20 protein-coding genes and 1 pseudogene are annotated in these 23,494 nt (G+C 74.0%); 10 read left to right on the top strand and 11 right to left on the bottom strand.

All coding sequences use genetic code 11. The features are described from left to right. Positions 1-8: 8 nt before the first annotated feature. Positions 9-2,315 (top strand): DUF8189 domain-containing protein, encoded by a 2,307-nt coding sequence (locus Ade02nite_RS00435; protein WP_203759357.1) that lies wholly within the window; start codon positions 9-11, stop codon positions 2,313-2,315. Positions 2,316-2,372: 57 nt separating this feature from the next. Continuing rightward, positions 2,373-3,074 (top strand): annotated as a pseudogene (locus Ade02nite_RS48930) (AfsR/SARP family transcriptional regulator); the annotation flags it as partial. Between the two features lie 1,095 nt (positions 3,075-4,169). Here Ade02nite_RS48930 and Ade02nite_RS48925 read toward each other — a convergent pair. Next, the gene (locus tag Ade02nite_RS48925; protein ID WP_239168407.1) at positions 4,170-7,379 is read right to left on the bottom strand and encodes a LamG-like jellyroll fold domain-containing protein; all 3,210 of its coding nucleotides are present in this window, start codon (positions 7,377-7,379) and stop codon (positions 4,170-4,172) included. A 140-nt stretch (positions 7,380-7,519) separates the two neighbouring features. Here Ade02nite_RS48925 and Ade02nite_RS00415 point away from each other — a divergent pair, with 140 nt between their 5' ends. After that, positions 7,520-10,267 (top strand): AfsR/SARP family transcriptional regulator, encoded by a 2,748-nt coding sequence (locus tag Ade02nite_RS00415; protein ID WP_203759353.1) that lies wholly within the window; start codon positions 7,520-7,522, stop codon positions 10,265-10,267. A 7-nt stretch (positions 10,268-10,274) separates the two neighbouring features. On the opposite strand, the gene Ade02nite_RS00410 is transcribed toward Ade02nite_RS00415, so the two are convergent. Then, a complete protein-coding gene (locus Ade02nite_RS00410; RefSeq protein WP_203759351.1) occupies positions 10,275-11,087 on the bottom strand; it encodes a hypothetical protein in 813 nt (270 codons plus the stop codon). A gap of 136 nt (positions 11,088-11,223) precedes the next feature. Here Ade02nite_RS00410 and Ade02nite_RS00405 point away from each other — a divergent pair, with 136 nt between their 5' ends. Further along, positions 11,224-12,177 (top strand): serine hydrolase, encoded by a 954-nt coding sequence (locus Ade02nite_RS00405; protein WP_239168406.1) that lies wholly within the window; start codon positions 11,224-11,226, stop codon positions 12,175-12,177. On the opposite strand, the gene Ade02nite_RS00400 is transcribed toward Ade02nite_RS00405, so the two are convergent. Genes Ade02nite_RS00400 through Ade02nite_RS00390 form a run of 3 tightly spaced genes read right to left on the bottom strand, consistent with a single transcriptional unit; the run spans position 12,174 to position 14,031 of the window. Then, on the bottom strand, positions 12,174-12,758 hold the full coding sequence (locus Ade02nite_RS00400; RefSeq protein WP_203759349.1) for a DedA family protein: 585 nt from the start codon (positions 12,756-12,758) through the stop codon (positions 12,174-12,176). The two genes, Ade02nite_RS00405 and Ade02nite_RS00400, sit on opposite strands and share 4 nt — an antisense overlap. Next, the gene (locus Ade02nite_RS00395) at positions 12,758-13,534 is read right to left on the bottom strand and encodes an MBL fold metallo-hydrolase (protein ID WP_203759347.1); all 777 of its coding nucleotides are present in this window, start codon (positions 13,532-13,534) and stop codon (positions 12,758-12,760) included. Before Ade02nite_RS00395 ends, Ade02nite_RS00400 begins: the two co-directional genes overlap by 1 nt. Beyond that, a complete protein-coding gene (locus Ade02nite_RS00390) occupies positions 13,531-14,031 on the bottom strand; it encodes a DUF1990 domain-containing protein (protein ID WP_239168405.1) in 501 nt (166 codons plus the stop codon). Before Ade02nite_RS00390 ends, Ade02nite_RS00395 begins: the two co-directional genes overlap by 4 nt. A 29-nt stretch (positions 14,032-14,060) precedes the next feature. Here Ade02nite_RS00390 and Ade02nite_RS00385 point away from each other — a divergent pair, with 29 nt between their 5' ends. The 4 genes from Ade02nite_RS00385 to Ade02nite_RS00370 are packed head-to-tail and all read left to right on the top strand — an operon-like array spanning position 14,061 to position 18,333. Beyond that, positions 14,061-15,062: a diacylglycerol/lipid kinase family protein gene (locus Ade02nite_RS00385; protein ID WP_203759343.1), complete on the top strand. Its 1,002-nt coding sequence runs from the start codon at positions 14,061-14,063 to the stop codon at positions 15,060-15,062. Further along, positions 15,055-16,062, top strand: a complete 1,008-nt coding sequence (locus Ade02nite_RS00380) for a YihY/virulence factor BrkB family protein (RefSeq protein ID WP_203759341.1) — start codon at positions 15,055-15,057, stop codon at positions 16,060-16,062. The genes Ade02nite_RS00385 and Ade02nite_RS00380 overlap by 8 nt, the downstream gene beginning before the upstream one ends. Positions 16,063-16,102: 40 nt before the next feature. Further along, a complete protein-coding gene (locus Ade02nite_RS00375) occupies positions 16,103-17,572 on the top strand; it encodes a phosphatase PAP2 family protein (RefSeq protein WP_203759339.1) in 1,470 nt (489 codons plus the stop codon). Positions 17,573-17,577: 5 nt separating this feature from the next. Beyond that, entirely contained in the window at positions 17,578-18,333 is a 756-nt protein-coding gene (locus Ade02nite_RS00370; protein WP_203759553.1) for an endonuclease/exonuclease/phosphatase family protein, read from the top strand. Here Ade02nite_RS00370 and Ade02nite_RS00365 read toward each other — a convergent pair. Then, positions 18,263-19,294, bottom strand: a complete 1,032-nt coding sequence (locus tag Ade02nite_RS00365; protein ID WP_203759337.1) for a helix-turn-helix transcriptional regulator — start codon at positions 19,292-19,294, stop codon at positions 18,263-18,265. The genes Ade02nite_RS00370 and Ade02nite_RS00365 overlap by 71 nt on opposite strands. A 56-nt stretch (positions 19,295-19,350) precedes the next feature. Between Ade02nite_RS00365 and Ade02nite_RS00360 the strand changes: the two genes are divergently transcribed. Beyond that, positions 19,351-20,007 carry an alpha/beta fold hydrolase gene (locus tag Ade02nite_RS00360; RefSeq protein WP_203759335.1) on the top strand — a complete coding sequence of 219 codons (657 nt, stop codon included), beginning with the start codon at positions 19,351-19,353 and terminating at the stop codon, positions 20,005-20,007. On the opposite strand, the gene Ade02nite_RS00355 is transcribed toward Ade02nite_RS00360, so the two are convergent. Beyond that, complete coding sequence (locus tag Ade02nite_RS00355; protein ID WP_203759333.1) at positions 20,004-20,969, bottom strand: serine hydrolase domain-containing protein; 966 nt, start codon at positions 20,967-20,969, stop codon at positions 20,004-20,006. The genes Ade02nite_RS00360 and Ade02nite_RS00355 overlap by 4 nt on opposite strands. Positions 20,970-21,056: 87 nt before the next feature. Then, positions 21,057-21,356, bottom strand: a complete 300-nt coding sequence (locus tag Ade02nite_RS00350; RefSeq protein WP_203759331.1) for a hypothetical protein — start codon at positions 21,354-21,356, stop codon at positions 21,057-21,059. Position 21,357: 1 nt separating this feature from the next. Here Ade02nite_RS00350 and Ade02nite_RS00345 point away from each other — a divergent pair, with 1 nt between their 5' ends. Further along, a complete protein-coding gene (locus Ade02nite_RS00345) occupies positions 21,358-21,606 on the top strand; it encodes a hypothetical protein (protein ID WP_203759329.1) in 249 nt (82 codons plus the stop codon). Positions 21,607-21,662: 56 nt separating this feature from the next. On the opposite strand, the gene Ade02nite_RS00340 is transcribed toward Ade02nite_RS00345, so the two are convergent. The 3 genes from Ade02nite_RS00340 to Ade02nite_RS00330 all read right to left on the bottom strand — a co-directional run bounded on the left by Ade02nite_RS00340 (position 21,663) and on the right by Ade02nite_RS00330 (position 23,467). After that, positions 21,663-22,088: an Hsp20/alpha crystallin family protein gene (locus Ade02nite_RS00340; protein ID WP_203759327.1), complete on the bottom strand. Its 426-nt coding sequence runs from the start codon at positions 22,086-22,088 to the stop codon at positions 21,663-21,665. Positions 22,089-22,201: 113 nt separating this feature from the next. Beyond that, a complete protein-coding gene (locus tag Ade02nite_RS00335; protein ID WP_203759325.1) occupies positions 22,202-22,906 on the bottom strand; it encodes a WXG100 family type VII secretion target in 705 nt (234 codons plus the stop codon). Positions 22,907-23,026: 120 nt separating this feature from the next. After that, entirely contained in the window at positions 23,027-23,467 is a 441-nt protein-coding gene (locus tag Ade02nite_RS00330; protein WP_203759323.1) for a YbaB/EbfC family nucleoid-associated protein, read from the bottom strand. Between the last annotated feature and the right edge of the window lie 27 nt (positions 23,468-23,494).

Below are 23,494 nucleotides of genomic sequence, written 5' to 3'. Positions count from 1 at the left end.
AGCACCTGTTGTTCAAGCATGATCGACGGGCGGTGGGCGCCATCAGGCGCCCCGCCCGCCTCATCCTGGCCGCCTTGCTCGCGGCCTCCGCGGTGACGTTCGCGCCCGCGGCTCCGGCCGCGCACGCCGACGCGGCCGGGCAGGGCGGCGACTACGTTCCCCTGTCCGGCGTCGCCAAGGTGCTCGACACGCGGGACGGCACCGGCGGCGTGACCGGCGAGCGCGGCGCGGGCAGCACCACCGCCTTCCCGGTGCTGGGCGCCGGCGGCGTGCCCACCACCGGCGTCTCCTCGGTCATGGTGCGGATCGCGGCGCTCGCACCCACCGCGCCGACCTTCCTGATCCTGTGGCCGGACGGCAGGACCAAGCCGGGGACCACCACACTGTCGGTGGGCACGGGCGAGGACCTGTCCACGATGGCCGTCGTCGACGTCGGCGACAACGGCAAGCTCGCCGTCTTCAACAACGCCGGCAAGACCGGCATCGTCGTGGAGGTCCAGGGCTACTTCAAGTCGTCGCTGGGCAGCACCGGCGGCGGCTTCGTCCCGGTGCCGCACGCCCGGCTCGTCGACACCCGCAGCGGCACCGGCACCTCGGCCGGCGCCCTCGCCGCGGGCGCCAGCCGCACCATCACGCTGACCGGCGGGGTGATCCCGGCCGGTGCCGCCGTCGCGGCCGTCAACGTGGCGGTCCCGAGCGCCACCACGGCCGGCTGGCTGGCCGTCGCGCCCGCGGGCGGCTCCGCCCGGCCGTTGATGAACTACGAGAGCGGCTCCACGCACACGTTCGCGCCGCTCAAGCTCTCGGCCGACGGCAAGGTGACCGTCACGAACAAGGGCAGCGCCGCGGTGGACGTGCTGATGCACGTCGAGGGCTACTGGTCGGCGAGCTCCACGCAGGGCGCCGGCTATCGCCACGTCGGCAAGCGGCTGCTCAACACCCGCACCGCCGGGGCCGGCCTGCCGCTGGCCGCCGGGGCCACCATCGACGTGCAGGTCGGCGGCACCAACGGCCTGCCGACCCGGGGCGTCGCCGGCGCACAGCTCGGCGTCACCGTGACCCCGGAGGCGGCCGGCTATCTCAAGGCGTGGCCGGTCGGCCAGACCGAGGCGTCGCTCACCCTGATGGACTTCAAGGCGGGCGCCTGGCGGTCGCAGGGCATGATCGTCAAACCGGGCACCGACGGCAAGGTCCGCTTCCGCAACGGCAGCGGCAGCACCATCCACTTCATCGTCGACCTGCAGGGCTGGTACGCCGACCCGATCCCGCAGGTGCCGATCGCGAAGAGCACCCGGGTCAGCGTGATGCAGATGGCACCGGTCGACGGCGCCCGGGCCGGCGTCATCAAGTACGCGTACGTCGACGACGGCGGCCGGGTCGTCACCGGCCACCAGCCCTACCCGGAGAACTTCGGCTACGTCGAGTGGACCGTCATCTCCGGCAACGAGGCGTTCACCGGGCAGCCCGCGCTGGCCGAGACCTCCGACGGCCGGGTGCAGGTGACCGCGCAGAACACCGACAGCGACATCTGGTCCGCCACGCAGACCGCGGCCGGCTCCGCGACCTGGAACGCGTGGAGCAACGCCGGCGGGTCGATGGCGGCGCCGCCGACGGCGATCCGGCTCGGCAGCGGCGTGCTCACCCAGTTCGCCGTCGACGCCGACGGCAAGCTCTGGTCGTACGAGCAGGACGGCACCCCCGCGTGGCGCAACCTCGGCGACCAGAACCTGACCGGGCAGGTCACCGCGGTCAAGGTCCGCGACGGCGCGCGGGTCTTCGGCGTGGACACCGATGGCAGCGTCCGGAGCGTGGAGCTCTACGACGACGGGTCGGTCTCGAGCTGGACCAGCCTCGGCGGCAGCGGCCTGAGCCAGCCCGCGGTGGTGGTCCGCCCGGGTTACGTGCTCCAGGCGTTCGCCCGCGCCGCGGACAACACCATCGTCACCAAGATCCAGCAGAGCGGCGGCGCCTGGCCGGCCGAGTGGACGAGCATCGGCTCCTTCGGCACCGCCGAGGCACCGGCCACCTTCACCGCCACCGGCGCGCCCGCGGCCGTCATCGATCCCGAGCTCGGCCGGGTCTCGGTGGTGGTGCGCGGCGCCGACAACAAGCACATCTACCAGCTCTGGGAGAGCTCCGTCGGCAGCAACACCTGGGGCGCCTGGCACGAGTCGATCCCGTCGGCGGGTGAAGTGGCCGCGACCGACCCCACGGTCATGGCGTACTCGCTCGGCACCACCCAGGGCTTCGCGATCGTGTTCCGCAACGGCAACGGGTCGGTGAAGGTTTACGACCGCTCGCTCGACCAGGTCTGACACAGGGGGAGCGGCGCTTCGAAGCGTTTTCGAAGCGCCGCTGCCTAGCGTCGCGCCATGCGATACGTGCTCCTCGGGCCCGTCGCGGTCCACGGGCCGGAGGGCCCGCGGCCGCTGGCCGGGCCGAAACAGCGCTCCCTGCTGGCCGCCCTGCTGTTGCGGGCCAACCAGGTCGTCGCCGACGACCAGCTGTGCAACCTGGTCTGGGGCACCGACTGGCCGGCCAACGGGCGCGCCCAGCTCCAGGTCTCCATGTCCGGCCTGCGCAAGGTCGTCGGCCCGGCCCGGATCAGCCGGAAGCCGCCCGGATACCAGATCCACGTCGAGCACGGCGAGCTCGACCTGCACGTCGTCCGGGCCGCGCTGGACCGGGCGGCGGCCGGCCTCGCTGCCGGGCATGCCGAGCCGGCCGCACGGGACCTGCGCGACGCCCTCTCCCGCTGGCCCGGACCGGCGCTGGGCGGTGCCGCCGAGCCGCTGATCCACAGCGAGGGCGCCGCGCTGGAGGAGCTGCGGCTCACCGCGTACGAGCAACTGGCCGACGCCGAGCTGGAACTCGGCCGGGCCGAGGGACTGATCGGCGATCTCGGCCGGCTCGTCCAGGAGCACCCGTTCCGGGAACGGCTCGCCCTGCACCTGATGCGGGCCCTGCACGAGGCCGGGCGCACCCCGGAGGCGCTGGCCGCGTACGCCACGATCCGCGCGCGCCTGACCGGCGAGCTCGGCATCGACCCCAGCCCTCGCCTGCGCGAGCTGCACCAGAGCATCCTGCGCGGCAACGACCCCGGGGCCGAGGCCCCGCCGGTGGCGGCCACCGGCCCGGTGTGGCCGGCGCCGGCCCAGCTGCCGCCCGCGCCGGCGGTCCTCGTCGGCCGCGACCGCGAGCGCGCGGCGCTCACCGCCGCGGCCGGGCAGTGGGCGGCGGAGGACGACCCGCCGGTGCGCCTGTTCGTCCTGCACGGCCTGCCCGGCGTAGGCAAGACCGCCCTTGCCACGGGCTGGGCGCACGACGTGCGTCACCTGTTCCCGGACGGCCAGCTCCACGTCGACCTGCACGGCTTCGACCCGCACCGCTCGCCGCTGCCGGCCGCCGAGGCGCTGGCCCAGACGCTGCGCACGCTGGGGGTGCCGGCCGGCCGGCTGCCCGCGACGGAGGAGGAACTGTCCCGGTCGCTGCGCTCGCTGCTCGCCGGGCGCCGCGTGCTGCTGGTGCTCGACGGCGCCACGAGCGCCGGCCAGGTCCGCCCGCTGCTGCCCGGCCACCGCGCCGTCGTCGTGGTCACCAGCCGCTACCGGCTGGACGACCTGGTCGTCCACGACGGCGCGGTGAGCGTCCCGGTCGGCCCGCTGCCGGTCGCGGAGACGGTCGGGCTGTTGCGCGCCGAGCTGGGCGCCGCCTCGGTGGACGCGGACCCCGGCGCGGCCGCGGACCTCGCCGGCATGTGCGGCGGCCTGCCGCTGGCGGCCCGCATCGCCGCCGCGAACCTCACCGCCCGCGGCGGCGGCCCGCTGCGCCCGGCCGTGGCCGATCTCGTCCGGGACGGGGTGCTGGAGGCCCTGAGCCTGGACGGCGCGCCGGAGAGCTCGTTCGGCGCCGCCGTGGCGGCCTCCTACGCGCGGCTGCCGTCCGAGCAGCGCCGGCTCTTCCGGCGCCTCGGCCGGCTGGCACTTCCCGAGTTCACCCGCGACGCGGCCGAGGCCGCCGACCCCGGCGACCCGGCCGCGACGCGGCGCCGGGTGCGGGCGCTCGTGGCGGCGAACCTGCTGCACCCCGCCGGCCGCGACCGCTACCGGATGCACGACCTGCTCCACCGGTACGCGCGGTCGCTGCTCACGGCCGTGCCCGCCGCCCGGTCACATCCGCGGATATCCGGTGGTGGTCACGACCTCGAACGGGAGCCGCAGCACGGTGGCCGACCCCAGATCGGCGTTGTCGCGCACCCGGGCCAGTTCCTCGGCGGACAGCGCGCGGTCGAAGACCCGGACCTCGTCGAGCGACCCGGCGAGCCGGTCCACACCGTCGAGCCGTGCGCCGAGCTGTAGGCCGTCCACCGCGAATGTGTCGCCGTACGTCAGCGACCCGGAGATCGGCGCCGAGGACAGCACCTTGCCGTCGACGCTGAGCGAGAGCACGCCCGCGGCGCGGGTCAGCGCGACGTGGTGCCAGGCCCCGTCGCCGAAGGCCACGGACGGGGAGGCGTCGGCGACCTCGACCCCGGCCGGCCCCACGTCGGTCTGCGCGTAGGCCAGCAGCCGGTCCTTGCCGGGCTGGGCCCGCAACCACAGGGCCCGCTCGGCGGCCCCGACGCCGTACGCCCAGAAGACGACCTGGTCGCGGCCGCTCGCGGCGCTGTACCGCAGCCAGGTGGCGACGGTGAAGTCGCGGTCGCCGAACGCGAGCGGCGCGCCGTGTGCGAGCTGCACCGCGTCGTCGGTGCCGTCGAAGGCCAGCGCGCTGCCGTACCGCCCGGCGGTGAGCGTCGCACCGCCGCGCACGTACGCGTGCTTGCACCGCGCCGAGTGGTCCGGTGTCGCCGGGCCGTCCGGCGCGGGCCGCACCACGTCGTGGTAGGTGGTGAAGTTGCCGTCGAACGACCACCACACCGACGGCAGGTCCGCCGGATACCTCGCCGTCGCCGCCGAGGCGAGCTCGGCGTCCGACAGCGCCCGCCGGTAGAGCCGGAACTCGTCGACGGCGCCCTGCAGGACGTCCGTACCGTCCGGCTTGGACCCCAGCCGCAGGCCCAGCAGACCGTCCGCCGGATCGGCCGTGAGCGAGCCGGTCAGACCGGACGCCGCGGCACTCGCGCCGTCGACACCCACCCGCACCTGGCCGCCGCTGCGCCGCACGGTCAGCAGGTGCCAGGCGCCGTCGCCGAAACCGGCGGCGGCCGACGTGTCCGGCACCGGGATCGACACCGTCGCCTCGTCGGTCTGCACCCAGGCGTAGACGCGGTCCTGGCCGGGCTGCGCGCGGACCCAGAGCGAGCGCTTCCCGCTGGTGGCGCCGTACGCCCAGAGCAGCGCCTGGTTCGACGTGCCGGTGTAGCGGAACCAGGTGGCGAAGGTGAAATCGCCGCCGCCGACGTCCAGCGCCGGCGTGTACGGCGACTCGGCGCCCGGATGCGTGGCGTCGACCGTCAGCGCCGCCGTGCCGTCGCGGCCGGTCGCGACCGTGCGCCAGCCGCCGAGCAGGGTCGCCGCCGTGCAGTGCCCGGAGACGTCGTCGCTGAGCGTGACCCGGACCCGGGCCGGGGTGACGGCGGCGTCCACGATGGCGAAGGGCAGCACCACACCGGGCACCCGCACGTCGGCCAGGGAGCCGGCGAAGGCGTCGCCGGCCGTGCCGTCCTGCTTCGCGCCCAGCCGGACGCCGCTCGGCGCCGCGCCGGTGACCGGGCCCGCGACGCCCGTGGCCGAGGCGGTCAGCGTGCCGTCCACGGTGAGCGTGATCCGCGGACCAGAACGGGTCAGGGTGAGCTGGTGCCAGGCGTCGTCCCCGAAGGCCGCCGCCGCGGAGTTGTCCCTCAGCGCGACCGCGGCGCCGCCCTGCGCGCCCTGCACCCACGCGTAGGCCTGGTCCTGCGCGGGCTGCAACCGCACCCACACCTGAGGCACGCCGGCCCCGGTGCCGTACGCCCACAGCAGCGCCCGCTGCGGTGTCGCGGCCGTCGCGGCGTGCTTGAACCGCAGCGAGACGGTGAAGTCGCCGGCGCCCGGGTCGAGGCTGCGGGCATACGGCACCTCGGCGTAGTCGCCGGCGCCGTCCAGCACCAGGCTCCGCGCGGCGATCGCCGCGTCGCCCGTCAGGTAGGCGTCGTTCGCCTGACCCGAGGTGTCGGGGGTGGTCCGTCCCGGTGGCGTGGACGGCTGGGCCGAGACCGAGCCGGTGAAGGTGGTGCCCGCAATGCCGAGCGCCGCCGGCGAGAACCGGTTGAACCGCAGCTCGTCGGCGGAGAAGCTGACGCCGCCCTCGTAGAGCACGCCGATCTCGCCGCCACCCAGCTCGGCCAGGTCGGAGTAACCGGCGCGCTGGTCGGTGAGCTGCCCGCCCGGCGCGCGCGCCCAGGTCCGGCCGCCGTCGACGGAGTAGCGGACCTGCATGATCTGCCGGCCGGTGGGGCTGGCCGGTCCGGTGTAGACCAGCGTGTCGCCCGGCGCCGACCGGTGGAGCGCTCGCGGCGCCAGCACGGCACCCTGCACGTCGGGGGAGACCAGCGACGGCAGCGCGGTGAAGGCCGGCATCGTCGTGCCGCCGTCCGTGCTGATCGCGTACGCCCGGTGGTCGCTCACGCCGGCGTCGTTGCGCGCCGCCGCGTAGACGGCCCCGCCGGGCAGCTCGGCGACGGAGATCTCGCCGATGCTCAGCGCCGTCGGCGCCGGCACGGCACTGGCGGACCAGGTGCCACCCCCGTCGTCGCTGTAGAGCACCCCCGGGTACGCCTTCCCGCCGGTGATCTGGTGCGCGCCGACGACCAGCCGGCCGGCGTGCGGCCCGCTCCGCAGCTGCACACCGTGCGACGGGCCGGTGGCGAACCAGCCGGCCGGGGTTCCGGCGAAGCTCACGTCCAGGGCGCGGGCGGCGCTCCACGTCCGCCCGTCGTCGTCGCTGTGCTGCACCCACGGCAGGCGCTGACCGGTCGGGGACTGGTTGCCGGAGGTGGACACGAGCAGCACCCGGCCGGTGGTCTCGTCCACGACCGGCGCCGGGTTGCCCCGCACGGCCGGCGCGGACGGATCCGACGGCGACCCGGCCAGCACCACCTGGATGGGGCCCCAGGTGCGGCCGTCGTTGGTGGAGCGGCGCATCACGATGTCGATGTCGCCCCGGTCGGCGCAGGACGGGGACTTGCGGCCCTCGGCGAAGGCGAGCAGCGCGCCCGCGCCGGTGCGGACCAGCGCGGGGATGCGGAAGCAGCCGTAGCCGCCGGTGCCGCTGCGGAACAGGACCTGTTCCGTGCCGACCGGGGAAGGTGAGAGGGCGGTGCCGCTCGCGGCGGCCGGTGCCCCGGTCGGGGCGGAGGCCAGCAGGACGGCGAGGAACGTGGGTAGAAGGCGGCGCACGGGGCCAGGCTAGGGATCGGTGCTTCTCCGGAGCTTTCGATCCGCTTCCATGGCTCCCCGACCTCAACAGAAGGCCAATTCGAGGTGAACCTCGACCGACATCGATCCATAGAGGACTGTTGCGCTGGCATGATCGCTCGGTGCGTTACCGCCTGCTCGGGCCGGTGGCGGTGGACCGAGACGGCGCGTCCCTGCCGCTCGGCGGCCCCAAACCCCGCGCCGTGCTGGCGGCCCTGCTGCTGGAGGCGGGCCGGGTGGTTCCCGAGGAGCGCCTCATCGCCCTGGTCTGGGGAGACGACCCGCCGCCGACCGTGCGCGGGCAGCTCCAGGTGCACGTCTCCGGCCTGCGCAAGCTGCTCGGTGCCGACCGGATCGTGCGCCGCCCGCCCGGCTACCTCCTCGACGTGCGCCCCGGCGAGCTGGACCTCGACGACTTCGCCCGGGCCGTCGAGCGGGCCCGCCGCGACGGGACGGACGACCCGGCGCGGCTCGCCGACGGGCTGCGCTCGGCGCTGGCGATGTGGTCCGGGCCGGTCCTCGGCGGCACGCCGGAGTCCCTGTTGAGCCGGGTGGCCCCGGCCCTGCGGGAGCGCCGGTCGGCAGTGCTGGAGGAGATGTTCGAGGCGGAGATCGCCGCAGGGCGGCACGCCGACGTGGTCGGCGAGCTGGTGCAGGCGGCCCGGGACCAGCCCTACCGGGAGGGTCTGCACGGGCTGCTGATGACCGCCCTGCACCGGGCCGGGCGCACCGCCGAGGCGCTGGAGGTCTACGCGGCGCTGCGCGACGGGCTCGCCGACGAGCTGGGCGTCGAACCGGGCGCCCCGCTCCAGGCCGTCCGGCTCCAGGTCCTCCAGGGCGCCCCGGCCGCGGACGGTGCCGCCCCGGTCCCGCGTCAGCTGCCCGCCGACCTGGTCAGCTTCGCCGGGCGGGCGGAGGCGCTGGCCCGTCTCGACGCGGTGCTCGACGGCGCCGGCGCCCCGGTCCGCGTCGCCGCCGTCGTGGGCACGGCGGGCGTCGGCAAGACGACCCTCGCGGTGCACTGGGCGCACCGCGTGCGGCAGCACTTCCCCGACGGGCAGCTCTACGTGAACCTGCGCGGCTTCGACACCGGCGGCGGGGTCGAGCCGGCCGAGGCCGTCCGGGGCTTCCTCGACGCGTTCGCCGTGCCGCCCGAGCGCCTCGGGTTCAGCTTCGAGGCGCAGGTGGGTCTCTACCGCAGCATCATCGCGGGCAAGCGGGTCCTGGTCGTGCTGGACAACGCGCGGGACGCCGAGCAGGTCCGTCCCCTGCTTCCCGGCACGGCCGGGTGCTTCGTGGTGGTGACCAGCCGCGTCGACCTCACCGCCCTGGTCGCCGCCGAGGGCGCCTACCAGACCCGCCTGGATCTGCCCTCCGACGACGAGGCGCGGGAGATGCTGGAGCGCCGGCTCGGCGCCGACCGGGTCGCCGCCGAGAGTGCGGCGGTCCGCACGATCATCGCCGCGTCGGCGCGGCTGCCGCTGGCCCTCGCCGTCGTCGCCGCCCGGGCGGCGAACCACCCCGGCTCCCCGCTCGCCGCGATCGCCGGGGAGCTGACCGGCCGGGCGGACGTGCTCGACCTGTTCGACGGCGGCGCCCCCGGCACCGACCTGCGCGCGGTGCTGCACGCCCCGTACCGCATGCTCGGGCCGGACGCCGCGCGGCTCTTCCGCCTGCTGAGCCTGCACCCCGGGCCGGACGTCACCGTGCCCGCCATCGCCGCCCTCGCCGGGCTGCCCCGCAGGCAGGCCCGCCGTGCCGTCGCCGAGCTGACCCGGGCCAGCCTGCTCACCGAACGGGTCCTCGGCCGCTTCACCTTCCACGACCTGCTCCGCGAGTATTCGGCCGAGCTCGCCGGCGCGGAGAGCGGGCCGGAGCTCCGCGCGGCCCGGCGGCGCCTGCTCGACCACTACCTGCACACCGCGCTCGCCGCCGACCGCCTGCTCAACCCGCAGCGCGACCCCATCGCCGCGCTGCCGCGCGGCCCCGAGGTGGTGCCGGAGGAGTTTCCCGGTGCGCAGCAGGCGCTGGCCTGGTTCACCGCCGAGTACGCGGCCATGGTCGACCTGATCGAGCGGTCGGCCGGCGACTTCCCCGCCCACGCCTGGCAGCTCGCCTGGACGCTTGCCACGTTCTTCGACCGGCAGGGGCACTGGGACGACTACGTCGCCTCGCACCTCGCCGCCCTGGAGGCCGCACGCCGGCTCGGCGACCACAGCGGCCAGGCGCACACCCACCGCAACCTCGCCCGGGCGTACACGCGGCTCACCCGCTACGCGGACGCCGGCGCCGAGCTGCGCCGGGCGCTCGCCCTGCACGAGCGGATCGGCGACCGCACCGGCCGGGCGCAGGTGCACGGCAACCTGTCCTGGCTGCTCGAGAAGCAGAACCGCAACCTGGAGGCGCTCGTGCACTCGCAGCAGGCGATGGTGCTCTACCGGCAGCTCGGTGACGCGACCATGGAGGCCAACGCGCTCAACACGGTCGGCTGGCAGTACGCCCTGCTCGGCCGCTACGAACGGGCGATCAAGCACTGCGCACAGGCGCTGGAGCTGCTGGCGGCCTCCGGTGACCGCTTCGGCGAGGCGGTGACCTGGGACAGCCTGGGCTACGTCCACCAGCGGCGCGGCGACCACGAGCAGGCCGTCGAGGCGTACGAGCGCGCGCTCGCGGTCTTCCGCGAGATGGGCGACCGCACGAACGAGACGAAGACCCTGGTCCAGCTGGGCGACACCTACCTGGCCGCCGGCGACCAGGACCGCGCCCGGGCCACGTGGCTCCGGGCCGCCACGATGCTCGACGAGCTGGGTCTGCCCAGGGCAGCCGAGGTGCACGCCCGCCTGCGCGGCGATTTCACGATGATCCGGTAGCGCGGGCTCAGGCCTTGCCGTCCTCGACGCGCTCCTCGCCGCGGCGGCGCAGGAGCTTGAGGCCGGGGAGGCCGGCGATGGCCAGGTGCAGGTCCTCGGTGACCTCGAGCAGCTTGTGCAGGTCGGGGCCGACCTGGTCGAGCTTGCTGAGCAGCGGCATGACGTCGTCGACCAGGTGGGCGCGCAGGGCCGGCAAGGTGTCGATCATGCGGATGGCGGCGGTGACCTCGTCCTGGGAGAGCTCGTCGACGAAGCGCCGGGCCAGCGGGGCGCCCTTACGCAGGGTGCCGGCGTATTCGTCGAGCAGGTGAACGGCCTCGCCGGCGGCGGAGCGGGCCTGCTCGACCACGGCGGAGGCGCGGTCGCTGATGCCGCTCGCCCGCCCGACCAGCTCGCCGGCGGCGTCGGTGGTGCCGGCGGCGCGCTTCACCAGGACGTCGGCCTCGCCCGCGGTGCCGGCGGCGGTTTCGATCAGGACGCCGGCGGCGGTGGAGATGAGCTCGGCCTTTTCGACGGTCTGGGCGGCCGAGGCGGTGAGGACCTCGGCGCCCTCGATGGTGCGGGCCGCGGCGGCGGCGATGAGCTGGGCCTCGGCGATGGTGCCCTCGGCGGCGTCGGCGATGGCGGAGACGCGCTGGACGAGGTGCTCGGCCTGGTCGGCGATCACCGTCACGCGGCTGACCAGGAGCTCGGCCTGGCCGAGCAGGCCGGCCACCCGCAGGGGCACGGTGGCGGCGGCGGCCGCTGTCTCCACCACCTGGCCGACGGCGGCGCGAGTGAGGTCGGCGATGGTGGCGGGGGAGACCAACGGGAAGCGCATCATCCCATCATGCGTCACCGCGACTCGTGACGCTTCGTGACCATCGACGCGCCATAGGTGGAAACTCCCTGTCAACTTCTTATGCGGCGGGGGCCGGGTGGCCCATGATGCCTCGGAACACGGCACTATGGCAGGCGTGCGACGTACGCGAAACTGGATCTTGGCCGTGGTGGCAGTGGGGGTCCTGGGGGGTGCGGGATTGGTCGGCGCGGGGATGATGGACGACGGCGGCAGCACGCAGGCGGTGGCCGGCACGTTCGAGGACGCGGCGACGGCCCAGGCCACGGCGCCCGCCCAGGCAGGAGCCGCGGAGCCGGCACCAGCCCCGGAGCCGACGAGAGCGCCGACGCCGACCCCGACCGTGGACGTGGCCGCCCAGCGGGCCAAGGCGCTCGACGCCGCCCTGAAGAAGTACGCGGCGTCGGCCCCGGAGTTCTCGGTGGCCGTGCTCGACCGCCGGACCGGGCAGCGCTACTCCTACCGCGGCACCGAGCGGTACGAGACGGCCAGCGTGGTCAAGGTGCAGGTGCTCGCCTGCCTGCTGCTCACCGCGCAGGACGACGGGCGCGATCTGACCTCGACCGAGCTGGCGCTCGCCAAGCGCATGATCCGGCTGAGCGACAACGACGCCACCACCTCGCTGTTCAGCAAGCTCGGCCGGGCCTCCGGCATCGGCGCCTGCAACAAGCGCCTCGGCCTCACCCAGACCAAGGTCAGCAGCTCGTGGGGCCTGACCCGCACCACCGTCGACGACCAGGTGCGGCTGCTCGGCGAGCTGGTCGACACCAAGGGGCCGCTCGACGCCGACTCGCGCAAGCTGGCCTACACGCTGATGAGCACCGTCGACTCCAGTCAGGACTGGGGCGTGCCCGCCGCCGCCAAGGCCGGCGAGAAGTTCACGGTCAAGAACGGCTGGCTGGCCCGTTCCACCGAGAACTACCGGTGGATCATCAACTCGGTGGGCCGGGTGACCGGCGGCGGCACGGACGTCTCGATCGCCGTGCTCTCGCACGACAACGCCACCATGTCCGGCGGCATCACCGTGGTGGAAAAGGTCGCCAAGCTGACCCGGCAATACCTGAAGTACTAGCTCGACTCGGGGAGGGCGGCCTGGCGGGCCTCCCTCCTCTTGTTGATCCACGAGATGGTCTGGTTGATGATCAGGATCAGCGCGACGGCCGCGACCACGCCCTCCCACGGCTCCGGGAAGATCGAGCCGCCGGCCACGCCGATGGCGGCGTAGACGCTCGACCAGAGCGCGCAGGCCGGCGCGTTGGCCACCACGAAGGTGCGCCACGCCATGCCGAGGAAGGCCGCGGCCAGCAGCACGGGCACGCGCCCGCCCGGGATGAGCCGCGAGACCAGCAGCACCGGGATCTGGCTGCGGTGCAGGCGCTCCTTCACCGAGGCCAGGTGCTCCTCGTCGCGCAGCCAGCGCATGCGGCGGGCCAGCTTCTCGCCGCCGAGCCGGCACAGCGCGTACATCGCCAGGTCGCCCACGTAGGCGGCGGCCGCGCCGGCGGCGATCACCAGGACGATGGTGACCGGGCGGTGCTCGTGGAAGGCCAGGGCCGCGGCGCCGCTGACCGCCGCCCCGGTCGGCACGATCGGCACGACCGCGCCGAAGGCGACCACGACGAAGAGCCAGGCCAGGGCTCCGAGGACCGCCATCACGCCGGACGGCCGATCGTCAGCGTCTCGCCGTGCCCGAGCACCCGCACCCGCGTGTCGGGCGCGACCAGCTCGGCGTGGCGGACGAACTGGATGCCGGGGTCGTGGAACATGTGCGAGCGGACGCGGCTCAGCCCGATCGGCCAGAACGTGCCGTAGTGGACCGGCACGGCCCAGCTCGCCTTGGCGCGGTGCACGGCCTCGGCGGCCGCCGCCGGGTCGAGGTGGTGCGTCGAGCTGAGCGACGGGCCCCAGCCGCCGACCGGGATCAGCGCCAGGTCGAGCGGGGCCAGCTCGCTCATCTCGTCGAACAGGCCGGTGTCGCCGGCGTGCCACGTGCGGGCCGCGCCCTCGATGACGTAGCCGACCGCGATCGCCTTGTCGCGCGACCACGGGCCGCGGCCGCCGTCGTGTGCGGCGGGGACCGCCCGGACCTTCAGGTTGCCGACCGTGGTCTCGTCGCCGGGGGCCAGTTCGACAGTGCGGTCCGCGTACGGGGGACCGAGGGTCTTGGCGACGAACGCCCGGGCGCCTCGCGGGACCACCAGCACGGGCGCGCCCTCGACGGCCCGCAGCGAGGCCAGGTGGAAGTGGTCGACGTGCAGATGGGACAGGAGCACGCCGTCGGGCGCGCCGGGCAGCGTGGGCGTGGGACCGGCCATGCGCTTCAGATGGGCGAAGCGGTCGCTGAGCACCGGGTCGGTCAGCAGCGTCGTGCCCGAGTCCGTCAGCCACATCGTGCTGTGGCCCCACCAGGTGACCGAGGTCGTGCTCACGGGTTCACGGTACAGAGCCGTTTCAGCGCGCGGCCGCACACACGGGCGTACGCGTGCTGAAGAACCACCGCGACCGGGCCGCCGAGCCGCATGAGAGGCCGGGCCGGGCGGCTGTAGGCCGTCACGGTGAACCAGACCCGGTCGCGCTCGTCGCGCTCGACGACGAACGCCTCCTCGCCCGAGGCCTGGTGGCCGGGGAGGGTGCCGTAGCCGAAGCCGATGCGGCGCTCGTCCGAGACCGACCAGACGACCTCGCACGGCACGGTCAGCGGGCCGGCGCCCACGGTGAGCCGCACACCCGGCTCGGCCGAGGGCGCCGACGCGACGACGCGCGCCCCGGTGGCCCGGTGCATGCGGAAGGTCACCACGGCCTCGCCGGCGCGGCGGTGCAGATCGGCCCCGGTGCCCAGCGGTGTGCGGTAGAAGAGGTGCCGGAAACCGGGCGGCCGCTCGCCGGACCGGGTCCCGCCGACGGGCGCGTAGGTCAGTTCACTCACCCCTGAAGTGTTTCCCATCCCCGTGACGAATGATTCTCGGGTGGCTCGGGCAAACTGTCGGCGTGACCGGACCCCGCAGCGCAGTCGTCTACAACCCCGCCAAGGTGCCCGACATCGATCACCTGCGCCGCACCATCGGCGAAGGACTGTCGAACGCGGGCTGGCCCGAGCCGGCCTGGTACGAGACCACCCCCGAGGACCCCGGCCAGGGCCAGGCGAAGCAGGCCGTCCGGGAGGGCGCCGAGCTGGTCTTCGCCTGCGGCGGCGACGGCACGGTGATGGAGGTGGTGACCGCGCTGGCCGGCTCGAAGGTGGCGATGGCGGTGCTGCCGGCCGGCACGGGCAACCTGCTGGCGGCCAACCTGGGCCTCGGCACCGACCCGGCGACCGGCGTGGAGGTGGCGCTGGAGGGCGGCCGGCGGCGCATCGACGTGGGCGTGGTCGAGGGCGGCCGCTGCTTCGTGGTGATGGCCGGCATGGGCTTCGACGCCCAGATGCTCGCCGGCACGTCCGAGACGGCGAAGAAGCACATCGGCTGGCTGGCGTACGTGGGCGGGGCGCTGCGCCACCTGCGGGACCGGCCGATGCGCGCGCGGATCGTGCTCGACGGCGGCAACCCGATGCCCCGGCACGCGCGGACCGTGATCGTCGGCAACGTCGGCCGGCTCCAGGGCGGCGTACGCCTGCTCCAGGAGGCCGACCCGGCCGACGGCAAGCTCGACGTGGCGATCCTGAGCCCCAACAACCTCGGGCACTGGGCGCGGCTGTCCTGGGCCGTGGTGCGCCGCCGTAAGCGGGTGCCGCTGATGGAGACCTACTCCGCCGAGCGCGTCGAGATCCACACCCGGCAGATCCAGCAGCGGCAGCTCGACGGCGACCTCATCGACCCCGGCCGCCACCTCAAGATCCACATCAAGCCGTCGGCATTGCTGCTCTGCGTGCCGCGCCCGGCGGGCGACCCCGACCTGGCGTACGACGCGAGCCGGGCGGCCGAGGCGGCCGAGGACATCCGCGAGGCCGCGCGTGAGTAGCACGTCGCCGGTCCCCGAGACGCGCGACATGAGCGGGGACGAGCTCTCGGCCGACGACGCGATGCTCGCGCTCAAGCGGTACGGCCGATGGCCGCTCATCCGCGACGCGTTCATCCGGTTCCGGTACGGCGACGGCTTCAGCCACGCCCGCGCGTTCGCGTTCCAGCTCTGCCTCGCGATCGTGCCGTTCCTCATCGCGCTCGCCGGTCTCGCCGCCGACCTGGGCGTCGAGTCGGGCGGCGAGGTGGTCGCCGACACGGTGCTGGCGCTGACCCCGGGCGCGAGCGACCCGCTCGTCCGGGAGCTGCTGGAGGACAGCGAGCGCACCCGCGACGCCGGCGAGGTGGCCCTGACCCTCGGTCTGATCACCGGGATGGTGGCGCTCACCACCGCGATGGCCCAGATCGAGCGCGGCGCCAACCGCATCTACGGCGTCGAGCGCGACCGGCCGGCCCTGCACAAGTACGTGCGGGCGACCCTGCTCATGGCGTTCTCCGGCGTGCCCGCGCTGATCGGCTTCCTGCTGCTCGTGGCGGGGCGGCCGTTCGGCGAGGCGGCCGAGCAGCACTGGCACTGGCCGGGCACCGTGCGGGTGGCATGGGACGTGGTCCGCTGGCCGCTGAGCCTCGCGCTGATCGTCTTCGCGGTGGGGCTGCTCTTCAAGTACAGCGCCCGGCGGCACCAGCCCGGCCTCACCTGGCTGATCTTCGGCGCGGTGGTGTCGACGGTGCTGTGGTGGCTGGCCAGCCTGCTGCTCGCCGCGTACGTGCGCTTCGGTGACGGATTCGGCGCCACGTACGGCCCGCTCACTGCGATCATGGCGTTGCTGCTCTGGGCCAATCTGACCGGCATCGCGCTCTTCCTGGGCATCGCGTTCGCCGCCCAGCTGGAGGCCGCCCGGGTCGGCGTGCCGAATCCCGCCGTGGCCGACAAGTGGGAGCCGAGCCCGGTCGTGCCGGAGCAGCGGCACCACGGTGTACGGAAGGAGCCCACCGGGTAATTCGGGTCGCACCCCGATCGATCCCCCTGGAGGAGCCGACGTGACCGACGAACACCGCGTGGTCGAGCGCGCCGGGTGGGCACCCGTGCGGCACTTCGCCGAGCGCAGCGTCGCCGGCCTGGCCGCGGTGGTGCTTGCCGGCCTGGCGTTCGGCACGCTGCTGCTGCTCGTGCGCTACCACTGGGCGCCGCTGCGCGACCTCGACCAGTCGATCGCCTCGTCGCTCAACGACCTGGTCGCCCCGCACCCCGCGGCCGTCGAGGTGCTCTCCAGGATCACCCAGCTGGGCGGGCGCACCACCCTGTTCTCGGTGACGATCATGATGATCCTGCTGCTGCTGATCCGCCGGCTGCCCCGGCTGGCGATCTACCTGGCGGTCACCGGCGTGGGCGCGCTGCTGCTGGACCCGTCGCTCAAGGCGCTGGTCGGCCGGGTGCGGCCGGTCGTCGCCGATCCCATCGCGTACGGGCAGGGCAACAGCTTCCCGAGCGGCCACACCCTGGGAGCCACGATCGTGTACGGGATGCTCGCGCTCGTGATCCTCTCGGCCACCCGCCGCTTCCGGGCGCTCGTGATCACGCTGGCCGCGGTGCTGATCGTGGCGGTCGGGCTGACCCGCATAGCGCTCGGCGTGCACTTCCTCTCCGACGTGCTGGCCGGGTGGTTCCTCGGGCTGGCGTGGATCAGCGTCACCGCGTACGCGTTCCGGGTCTGGCGCCGCGAGGCGGGCCACGACGAGCACCCGCTGGCCGAGGGCCTCGAACCGGAGGCCGCGACCGATCTGGCCCCCGCGCCCGCCGAGGGCCGCGTGCTGCCGCACCCGTGGGCGAAGGGCGCCGAGATCCTGGTCGGCTGGGTCTTCACGTTCGGCCTTCTCTACGTGGTCGGCTACTCCCTGACCCGGTGGACCCCGTTCGCCTCCTTCGACGACGGCGTGCCCCGCTGGCTCCAGACCTTCCGCACCGCGCGGCTCGACGACCTGAGCTGGGCGGCGAGCAAGGCCGGAGACACGCATGCGATCCTCTTCGTCTCGCTGATCTTCTGCCCCATCGCGCTCGCGCTGTGGCGGCAGTGGCGCCCGGTGCTCTTCCTGGTCCTCGCCATGATCGGTGAGCTCACGCTCTTCCTCTGCACGGCCGCGGCGGTCGGCCGGCCCCGGCCCCCGGTGGAGCAGCTCGACGGCCAGCTGCCCACGTCGTCGTTCCCGTCCGGCCACATCGCCGCGACCATGTGCCTGTGGGTGGCGATCGCCGTCATCTGCATGGCCCGCGTGCGGCAGTGGTGGCGCTGGGTCTTCGCCGGCCTGGCGATCCTGATGCCGGCGCTGGTGGCGGTCTCGCGCATGTACCGCGGCATGCACCACCCGTCGGACGTGCTGGGCGCGGCCCTGTTGACGGCCTGCTGGATCGGTCTTCTCTACTGGGTGATCCGGCCGAACGCGCACGCCACGTCGGTGACCGAGGCGGCCGCGGAGGCCTCGGTGACCAAGCGGGAACCGGTGACCGCGTGAGGTTCATGACCTGGAACATCAAGACCGGCGGCGGCAAGCGGCTCCCGGCGATCGCCGCGGTGATCAACCGGGAGAGGCCCGACCTGCTCGCCCTGCAGGAGCTGCGCGACTTCGAGCGCAACAGCGGCCGGACGATGCGCGCGCTGGCCGACGAGGTCGGGATGGTGCCGCACCTGGCCCGCTCGGTCTTCGGCCAGCCGGTCGCCGTGCTGGTCCGGCCGCCGCTGACCATCGGCGCGCGCGCCGCCGTGACGTGGCAGCTGCACCACGCGGCCTCGATCGTCCGGGTGGGCGACCTGACCGTGGTCAGCGCCCACCTCAACCCGTTCGCCCCCTACCGCCGCATGCGCGAGGCGATCTGGCTGGCCGCGCGCTACCCGGCGCTGCCCGGCCCGGCGCTGATCGCCGGGGATCTCAACGGCCTCGATCCCGGCACGGACCACACCGCCACCCTGGCGCCGCAGCCGGGCTTCCTGCGCCGCCGGCACCTGGCCGCGGACGGCTCGGCGGACACCCGGGCGGTGGGCGCCTTCCTCGACGCCGGCTTCGTCGACCTCTGGCGGGTGGCCGGATCGGGCTCACCGCTGACCGTGCCCACGACCGCCGGTGGCGGCCGCGAATTTTCCCGCATGCGCCTCGACTACGTGCTGGCCAGCCCGTCGCTGGCCGAGGGGGCGCACGACATGACGGTCATCCGTGGCGACGAGACGGAGTACGCCTCCGACCACTATCCGGTGGCGGTGTCCCTTCGTGATCGGTAGCCCCGCGCCCGGCGGCTGTCCGTAGCCGGGCGGCCAGGGCGGCGACCTCGTCGCGCAGCTCGCCGGGGAACTCGACGGTGAAGTCCCAGCCGAGCCCGGCGAGCATCTGCGCCATGCCCTCGAGGCGCTCGACGCGAGCGGTCAGGCGCACCCCGTCCGGCGCCCGGGTGAGGGTGGCGACAGTGGGCGGGATGCGCCGCCGGGCCTGGTCGAGGTCGGTGTGCAGGAGCACGGACACCTGGTGACGCCAGGCTCCCGTCGCGAGCCCCGCGGCGACGTGGGCGCCCGGGTCGAAGCCGGCCGGCACGTCGAAGGTGCCGTCGAGCGTCTCGGCCGCGCCGATCCGGTCGAGGCGGAACGTCCGTGTCGTTCCGCGATCGTGGTCGTGCCCGGTCACGAACCACTTGCCGTTGTGGAAGACCAGCCCGTACGGGTCGAGCCGCCGGCCGGCCGGCGCGGCGCCCGGCTTGGTGTAGGCGAAGGCGACGGGACGGCGCTCGCCGGCGGCGGCGGCCAGGGTCAGCAGGGTGCCGGTCGACGTGCTCGGCGCGGGCGCCGGCCCGCCGGCAGCGAAGTCGAGGGTGGACAGCAGCGCGTCGGTCCGGGCTCTCAGCACCCGGGGCAGCACGCGCTGGATCTTCGCCAGGGCGGTCTCCGCCGCGGCGGCGGCGCCCGACAGGCCGATGCGGCGGCCGGCGACGAGCCCGAGCAGGACGGCGACGGCCTCGTCGTCGGTGAGCATGAGCGGCGGCAGGCGGTAGCCGGGTGCGAGCGCGTAGCCGCCGTACCGTCCGCGGCGGCTCTCGACCGGGATGCCCAGGTCGGTGAGGTGGGCCGCGTACCGGCGCACGGTGCGCTCGTCGACGCCGAGCCGCTCGGCGAGCCGGCCGACGGTGTGACCGGCCGGGCCGGCCTGGAGCAGTTCGAGCAGCCCGAGCACGCGTCCCAGCGGTTGTGGCATGGCGCACACTCTATACCGGGCGGGTTCCGCCCGGTATAAGCCCTAGCGTGGTTCGCATGACGACATACGTTCTGGTACCGGGGTTCTGGCTGGGCGGATGGGCATGGGACGAGGTCGCCGCGCCGCTGCGGGCCGCCGGGCACGAGGTTCACCAGGTGTCCCCGTCCCTGGATCCGGGCACCGTCGCGGCCGACCACGTCGATCAGCTCGCCGGCCTGCTGGACGGCCTGCACGACGTGGTCCTGGTGGGGCACAGCTACGGCGGATTGGTGATCACCGCGGCCGCCGACCGGAAGCCCGAGCGGGTCGCCCGGCTGGTCTACGTCGACACCGGGCCGCTGCCGGACGGCATGTCCCAGGCCGACTTCGAGGGCGCGCCGCCGCGGGCCGTCGACGGCCTGGTGCCGGTGCCGGCCGAGGCGCCGCCGACGGCGCGGGGCTTCGACTGGGCGGTGGTCCGCGAACGCGGCCGGGCCCAGCCCCTCGGCACGGCGACCGGCCCGGTGCATCACAGCGGGGCGTGGCGGACGCTGCCGCGCACCGGCATCCTGTGCTCCTTCACCGAAGCGCAGCTGCGCGAGATGGCGGCGACCGTGCCGATGTTCGCGCTGATGGCCGGCGACGACTGGACCTACGCCGAGCTCGCCACCGGGCACTGGCCGATGTTCTCCGAGCCGCGAGCCCTGGCGTCCCTGCTGTCGGCGGTGGGTTAGGCCAAGATCACTCGTTCCAGCAGCAGCGTGGGGATCCGCGCCTGATCCGGGGCGTCGTAGTTGCCGGTCACGATGGCGGCGGCGAGATCCAGATCGGGTACGGCGACGAGCCGCTGGCCGCCGTTGCCCATGCCCGCCACAAGCCGGTGACCGGCGACCTCGGAGATGTACCACTGGTAGCCGTACCGCGCGCCCCACGCCGTGTCGAAGCGCGGCCGCAGCATCGTGTCGATCCACTCGGCCGGGACGATGCCGTCGCCCTTGGCCAGCACGAGCTGCCCGATCTTGACCAGGTCGCGCGGGTCGAGCCGCAGCCCCGAGGCCGCCGACGCCACGCCGTCCGCTCCGGCCAGCCACCCGAACTCGCGGATGCCGAGCGGGGCGAAGAGCTTCTGCGCCGCGTACTCGGGAAGGGTCAGCCCGGTCCCGTCGGCGATCAGCTTGCCGAGCAGCGCCGTCGCCCCGCCGCAGTACGACCACTCGGTGCCCGGTGGCGCCACGATCGGCCGCTCCAGCACGTACCGGTAGCGGTCCGCCGCCATCTCCATCGCGATCTCGGCGTTCGCCGGGCTGTCGTACGGCACGTCCTCGCGCCACTCCAGCCCCAGCGTCATCGTCAGCGCGTGCTCCACCGTGAGCCGCGCCCGCTCCGGATCCGCGGCGAGGTCGGCGTACTCCGGGAAGTGCGGCAGAAGCGGCTCCTCCGGCCCCGGCACCAGCCCCTCACCCAGCGCGATCCCGTAGAGCAGCGCGGTCACACTCTTCGTCACCGACCGCAGATCGTGCAGCACACCCGGCCCGAACTGCACCATCCCGAGCGGCGTGGCCCAGCTGACGTCCTCACCCGCCCCGTAGTGCTCCAGCACGGTCCGGCCGCCCTGCACGACCACGACCCCGTGCAGGCCGTCCAGCTCCCCGGCCCGCAGCGCCTCGACCAGCCGTTCCCGCATCCCCGTCGCCATGTCCTAAGGGGATAGCAGGTCGGATCACTTTTCAGAAGAGGGAAGCCAGCGCCAGGATCCCCGTGGCGAGCGCGACGGCGCCGAACATCAAGCCGACCACCATGGCGACCTGCGCACGAGAGCGCGCGGCGGGTTCCGCCCGCTTGACGGCGACCGAGAAATCGTTGGCGGCGAGGTCGGCCAGCGGCGCCCCTCGGGGCCCGCCGCGCGCGTGCTGCGAAGTTGCGCGCGCGTGAGGAGCAGCTCGACGCCAATGGTGACGATCTGGGCTGGCAGGTGGCCGAAGCGACCGAGCAGCAAGCGCTCGCTCGCCGGCGTGCGCAGGAGATCGGGGCCGAGAAGGCCGCGGCGCAGCTGCGCGAGCGCCTTGCGAACTTTCTCCGGCATCGTGACCCGGGTCAGAGGCGTACGGGAAAGGTTCCTCCGGTTCAAGGGGGCCGGGCCGTACCGTTCGACCTGGGCCAGCCACGACGACTACCTCAACGACCTGCTGGCCTTCCAGCTGCACGCCATGAACTTCGACGCTCAGTACGGTGCCGAGGTGGAGGCTCGGGAGAGCTGGCTGGCCACCGGTGAGGACGTCGTCGAGGCCGTCAACCGTCAACGCCTGTGTGGTGCCGGTGAAGGAGCGCGGTAGCGAGACGTGAGGGGACGTGCGCCCGGCCCCTTCACCGGCGTGGTGACAGGCCCCGGTCAGCCGCGGATCTCTTTGCGGCCCTGGCTGGTGGAGTCGATAGCGATCTTGCGGGGCTTGGCGCGGTCGGAGACCGGGATCTCGAGGGTCAGCACGCCGTCGTCGTAGCTGGCCTTGAGGCTGTCGGTGTCGAGGGTGTCGCCGAGGAACAGCTGGCGGCTGAAGACGCCCATCGGGCGTTCGCTGATCACCATCTCGGCGCTGTCGGTGGTGCGGCGCTGCCGCTGGGCGCGGACCTGGAGGACGTTGCGCTCGACGGTCAGGTCGATCGAGCCGGGGTCGACGCCGGGCAGGTCGAAGTAGACGTAGAACATGTCGCCGTCGCGCTCGGCGTCGACGTGCATCACCGCCGGTCGGCTGCTGGTGCCGGTGAACTGCTCGAACAGGCGGTCGAGGTCGCGGAACGGGTCGGTGCGCAGAAGCATGGCCATCTCCTCCTTGGTGCTCCTTCACCAAAGCCTGAGGTTGAGTGGCGTCGACTCAACTTACTTCTACCGATACAACGAACGCGGGCCGCAGTCAAGGCCGGCCGGGCCGGTCAGCCCTCCATCAGCGTGGTCAGGTTCTCCAGGCTGCTGATCAGGGCGCCGGTGTAGCCGAAGATGCGGGCGCACCACTTGGCCACCGCCGAGATGATCTGGGCGGTGACCACCGGGATGGTGACGATGGCGAGCGCCTCGGCCGCCCACACGATCACGCGCGCCACCAGGTCGCAGATGAGGTCGCGGACGATGTCGCGGGTGAACTGGACCAGGTTGCCCGCCGCCTGGGTGGCCGCGGACATGGTGTCGGCCAGCACCGCGAGGCCGCCGAGGCCGTCCACGTTGTTGGTCATCATCGACCGGTACGAGTCGGCGGCGGCACCGCCCCAGTCGGGCAGGTCGGCGGCGAGGCTCGACCGCAGGTCCTCGGCCATCGTCTGGAGCGCGCCCGCCATGTTCGCCCACGTCTGCGCGTGCGCCGTGACCTTGTCCGGGATGCCCGCCAGCTTGTCGAGCACGTCGCGCAGCGGCTCGAAGTGCTCCATCACCCAGCCCAGGCCGTTGGCCAGCAGGGCGCTGAACGGGTCGATGACGGTCGCCGCGGCGTCGCCCACGAACGCGCCGCCGGCCAGCATGCCGTCGACCCAGCTGCCGCCCCGCACCGACTGCTGGAGGCCCTGGAAGCCGTCGGCGAGCGAGATGCCCGTGTACGCGGTGCGGGTGGTCGTCGACGTCGCCACCAGGGAGGAGTTGGACACCATGGTCAGTTCACGATCGCGCCGCTCGCGCCCTTGATCGCGGCGAGCTGGTCGCGCACCGCCCGCACGTTCGCGGCGTGCCGGAACAGCTGCGACGAGTCGACCTGGAAGGCGTCCGGCACGTCAGTGTCCCCTCCGCTCCGGCTCGTCGTCGCCGGCCGGCGGCTCCTGGCCGGGCCGTTCCAGGGCCTGGCGCATGCGGTCGGCCACCGTGCGCGCCGACAGCGAGTCGGGACCCATCGTCTCGACCGCGATCTCGTGTGCTCGGTCGGCCGCCCGGGCCCGCGCGTCACGCAGCGCGCTCATCACCGCCCGCGCCACCACCTGCGGCTCGAACCGGTGGATGCGGTCGGTGAGTTCCAGGCCGACCAGCACCCCGGCGGAGTCGATGGTGACCTCGGCCAGCCCGTTGCCGTCACGCGCCGTGACCCGCAGCCGTTCCATCCGCTCGCTCATGGCCGCGGCCCGTGCCGCCGTCCGGTCGACGCTCTCCTTCCACGAGCGCAGATATTCGCGGGACGCGTCCGGGTCCAGGAACGCCTGGGTGTCGGGAAGCTCGGGCATGCGCCGGAGTGTAACAACGACCGGCAC

The organism is Paractinoplanes deccanensis (assembly GCF_016862115.1).
In the GTDB taxonomy this organism is placed as follows: domain Bacteria; phylum Actinomycetota; class Actinomycetes; order Mycobacteriales; family Micromonosporaceae; genus Actinoplanes; species Actinoplanes deccanensis.
Note: the sequence above shows the minus strand (reverse complement) of the source record. Positions and strands in the feature narration are given on the sequence as shown.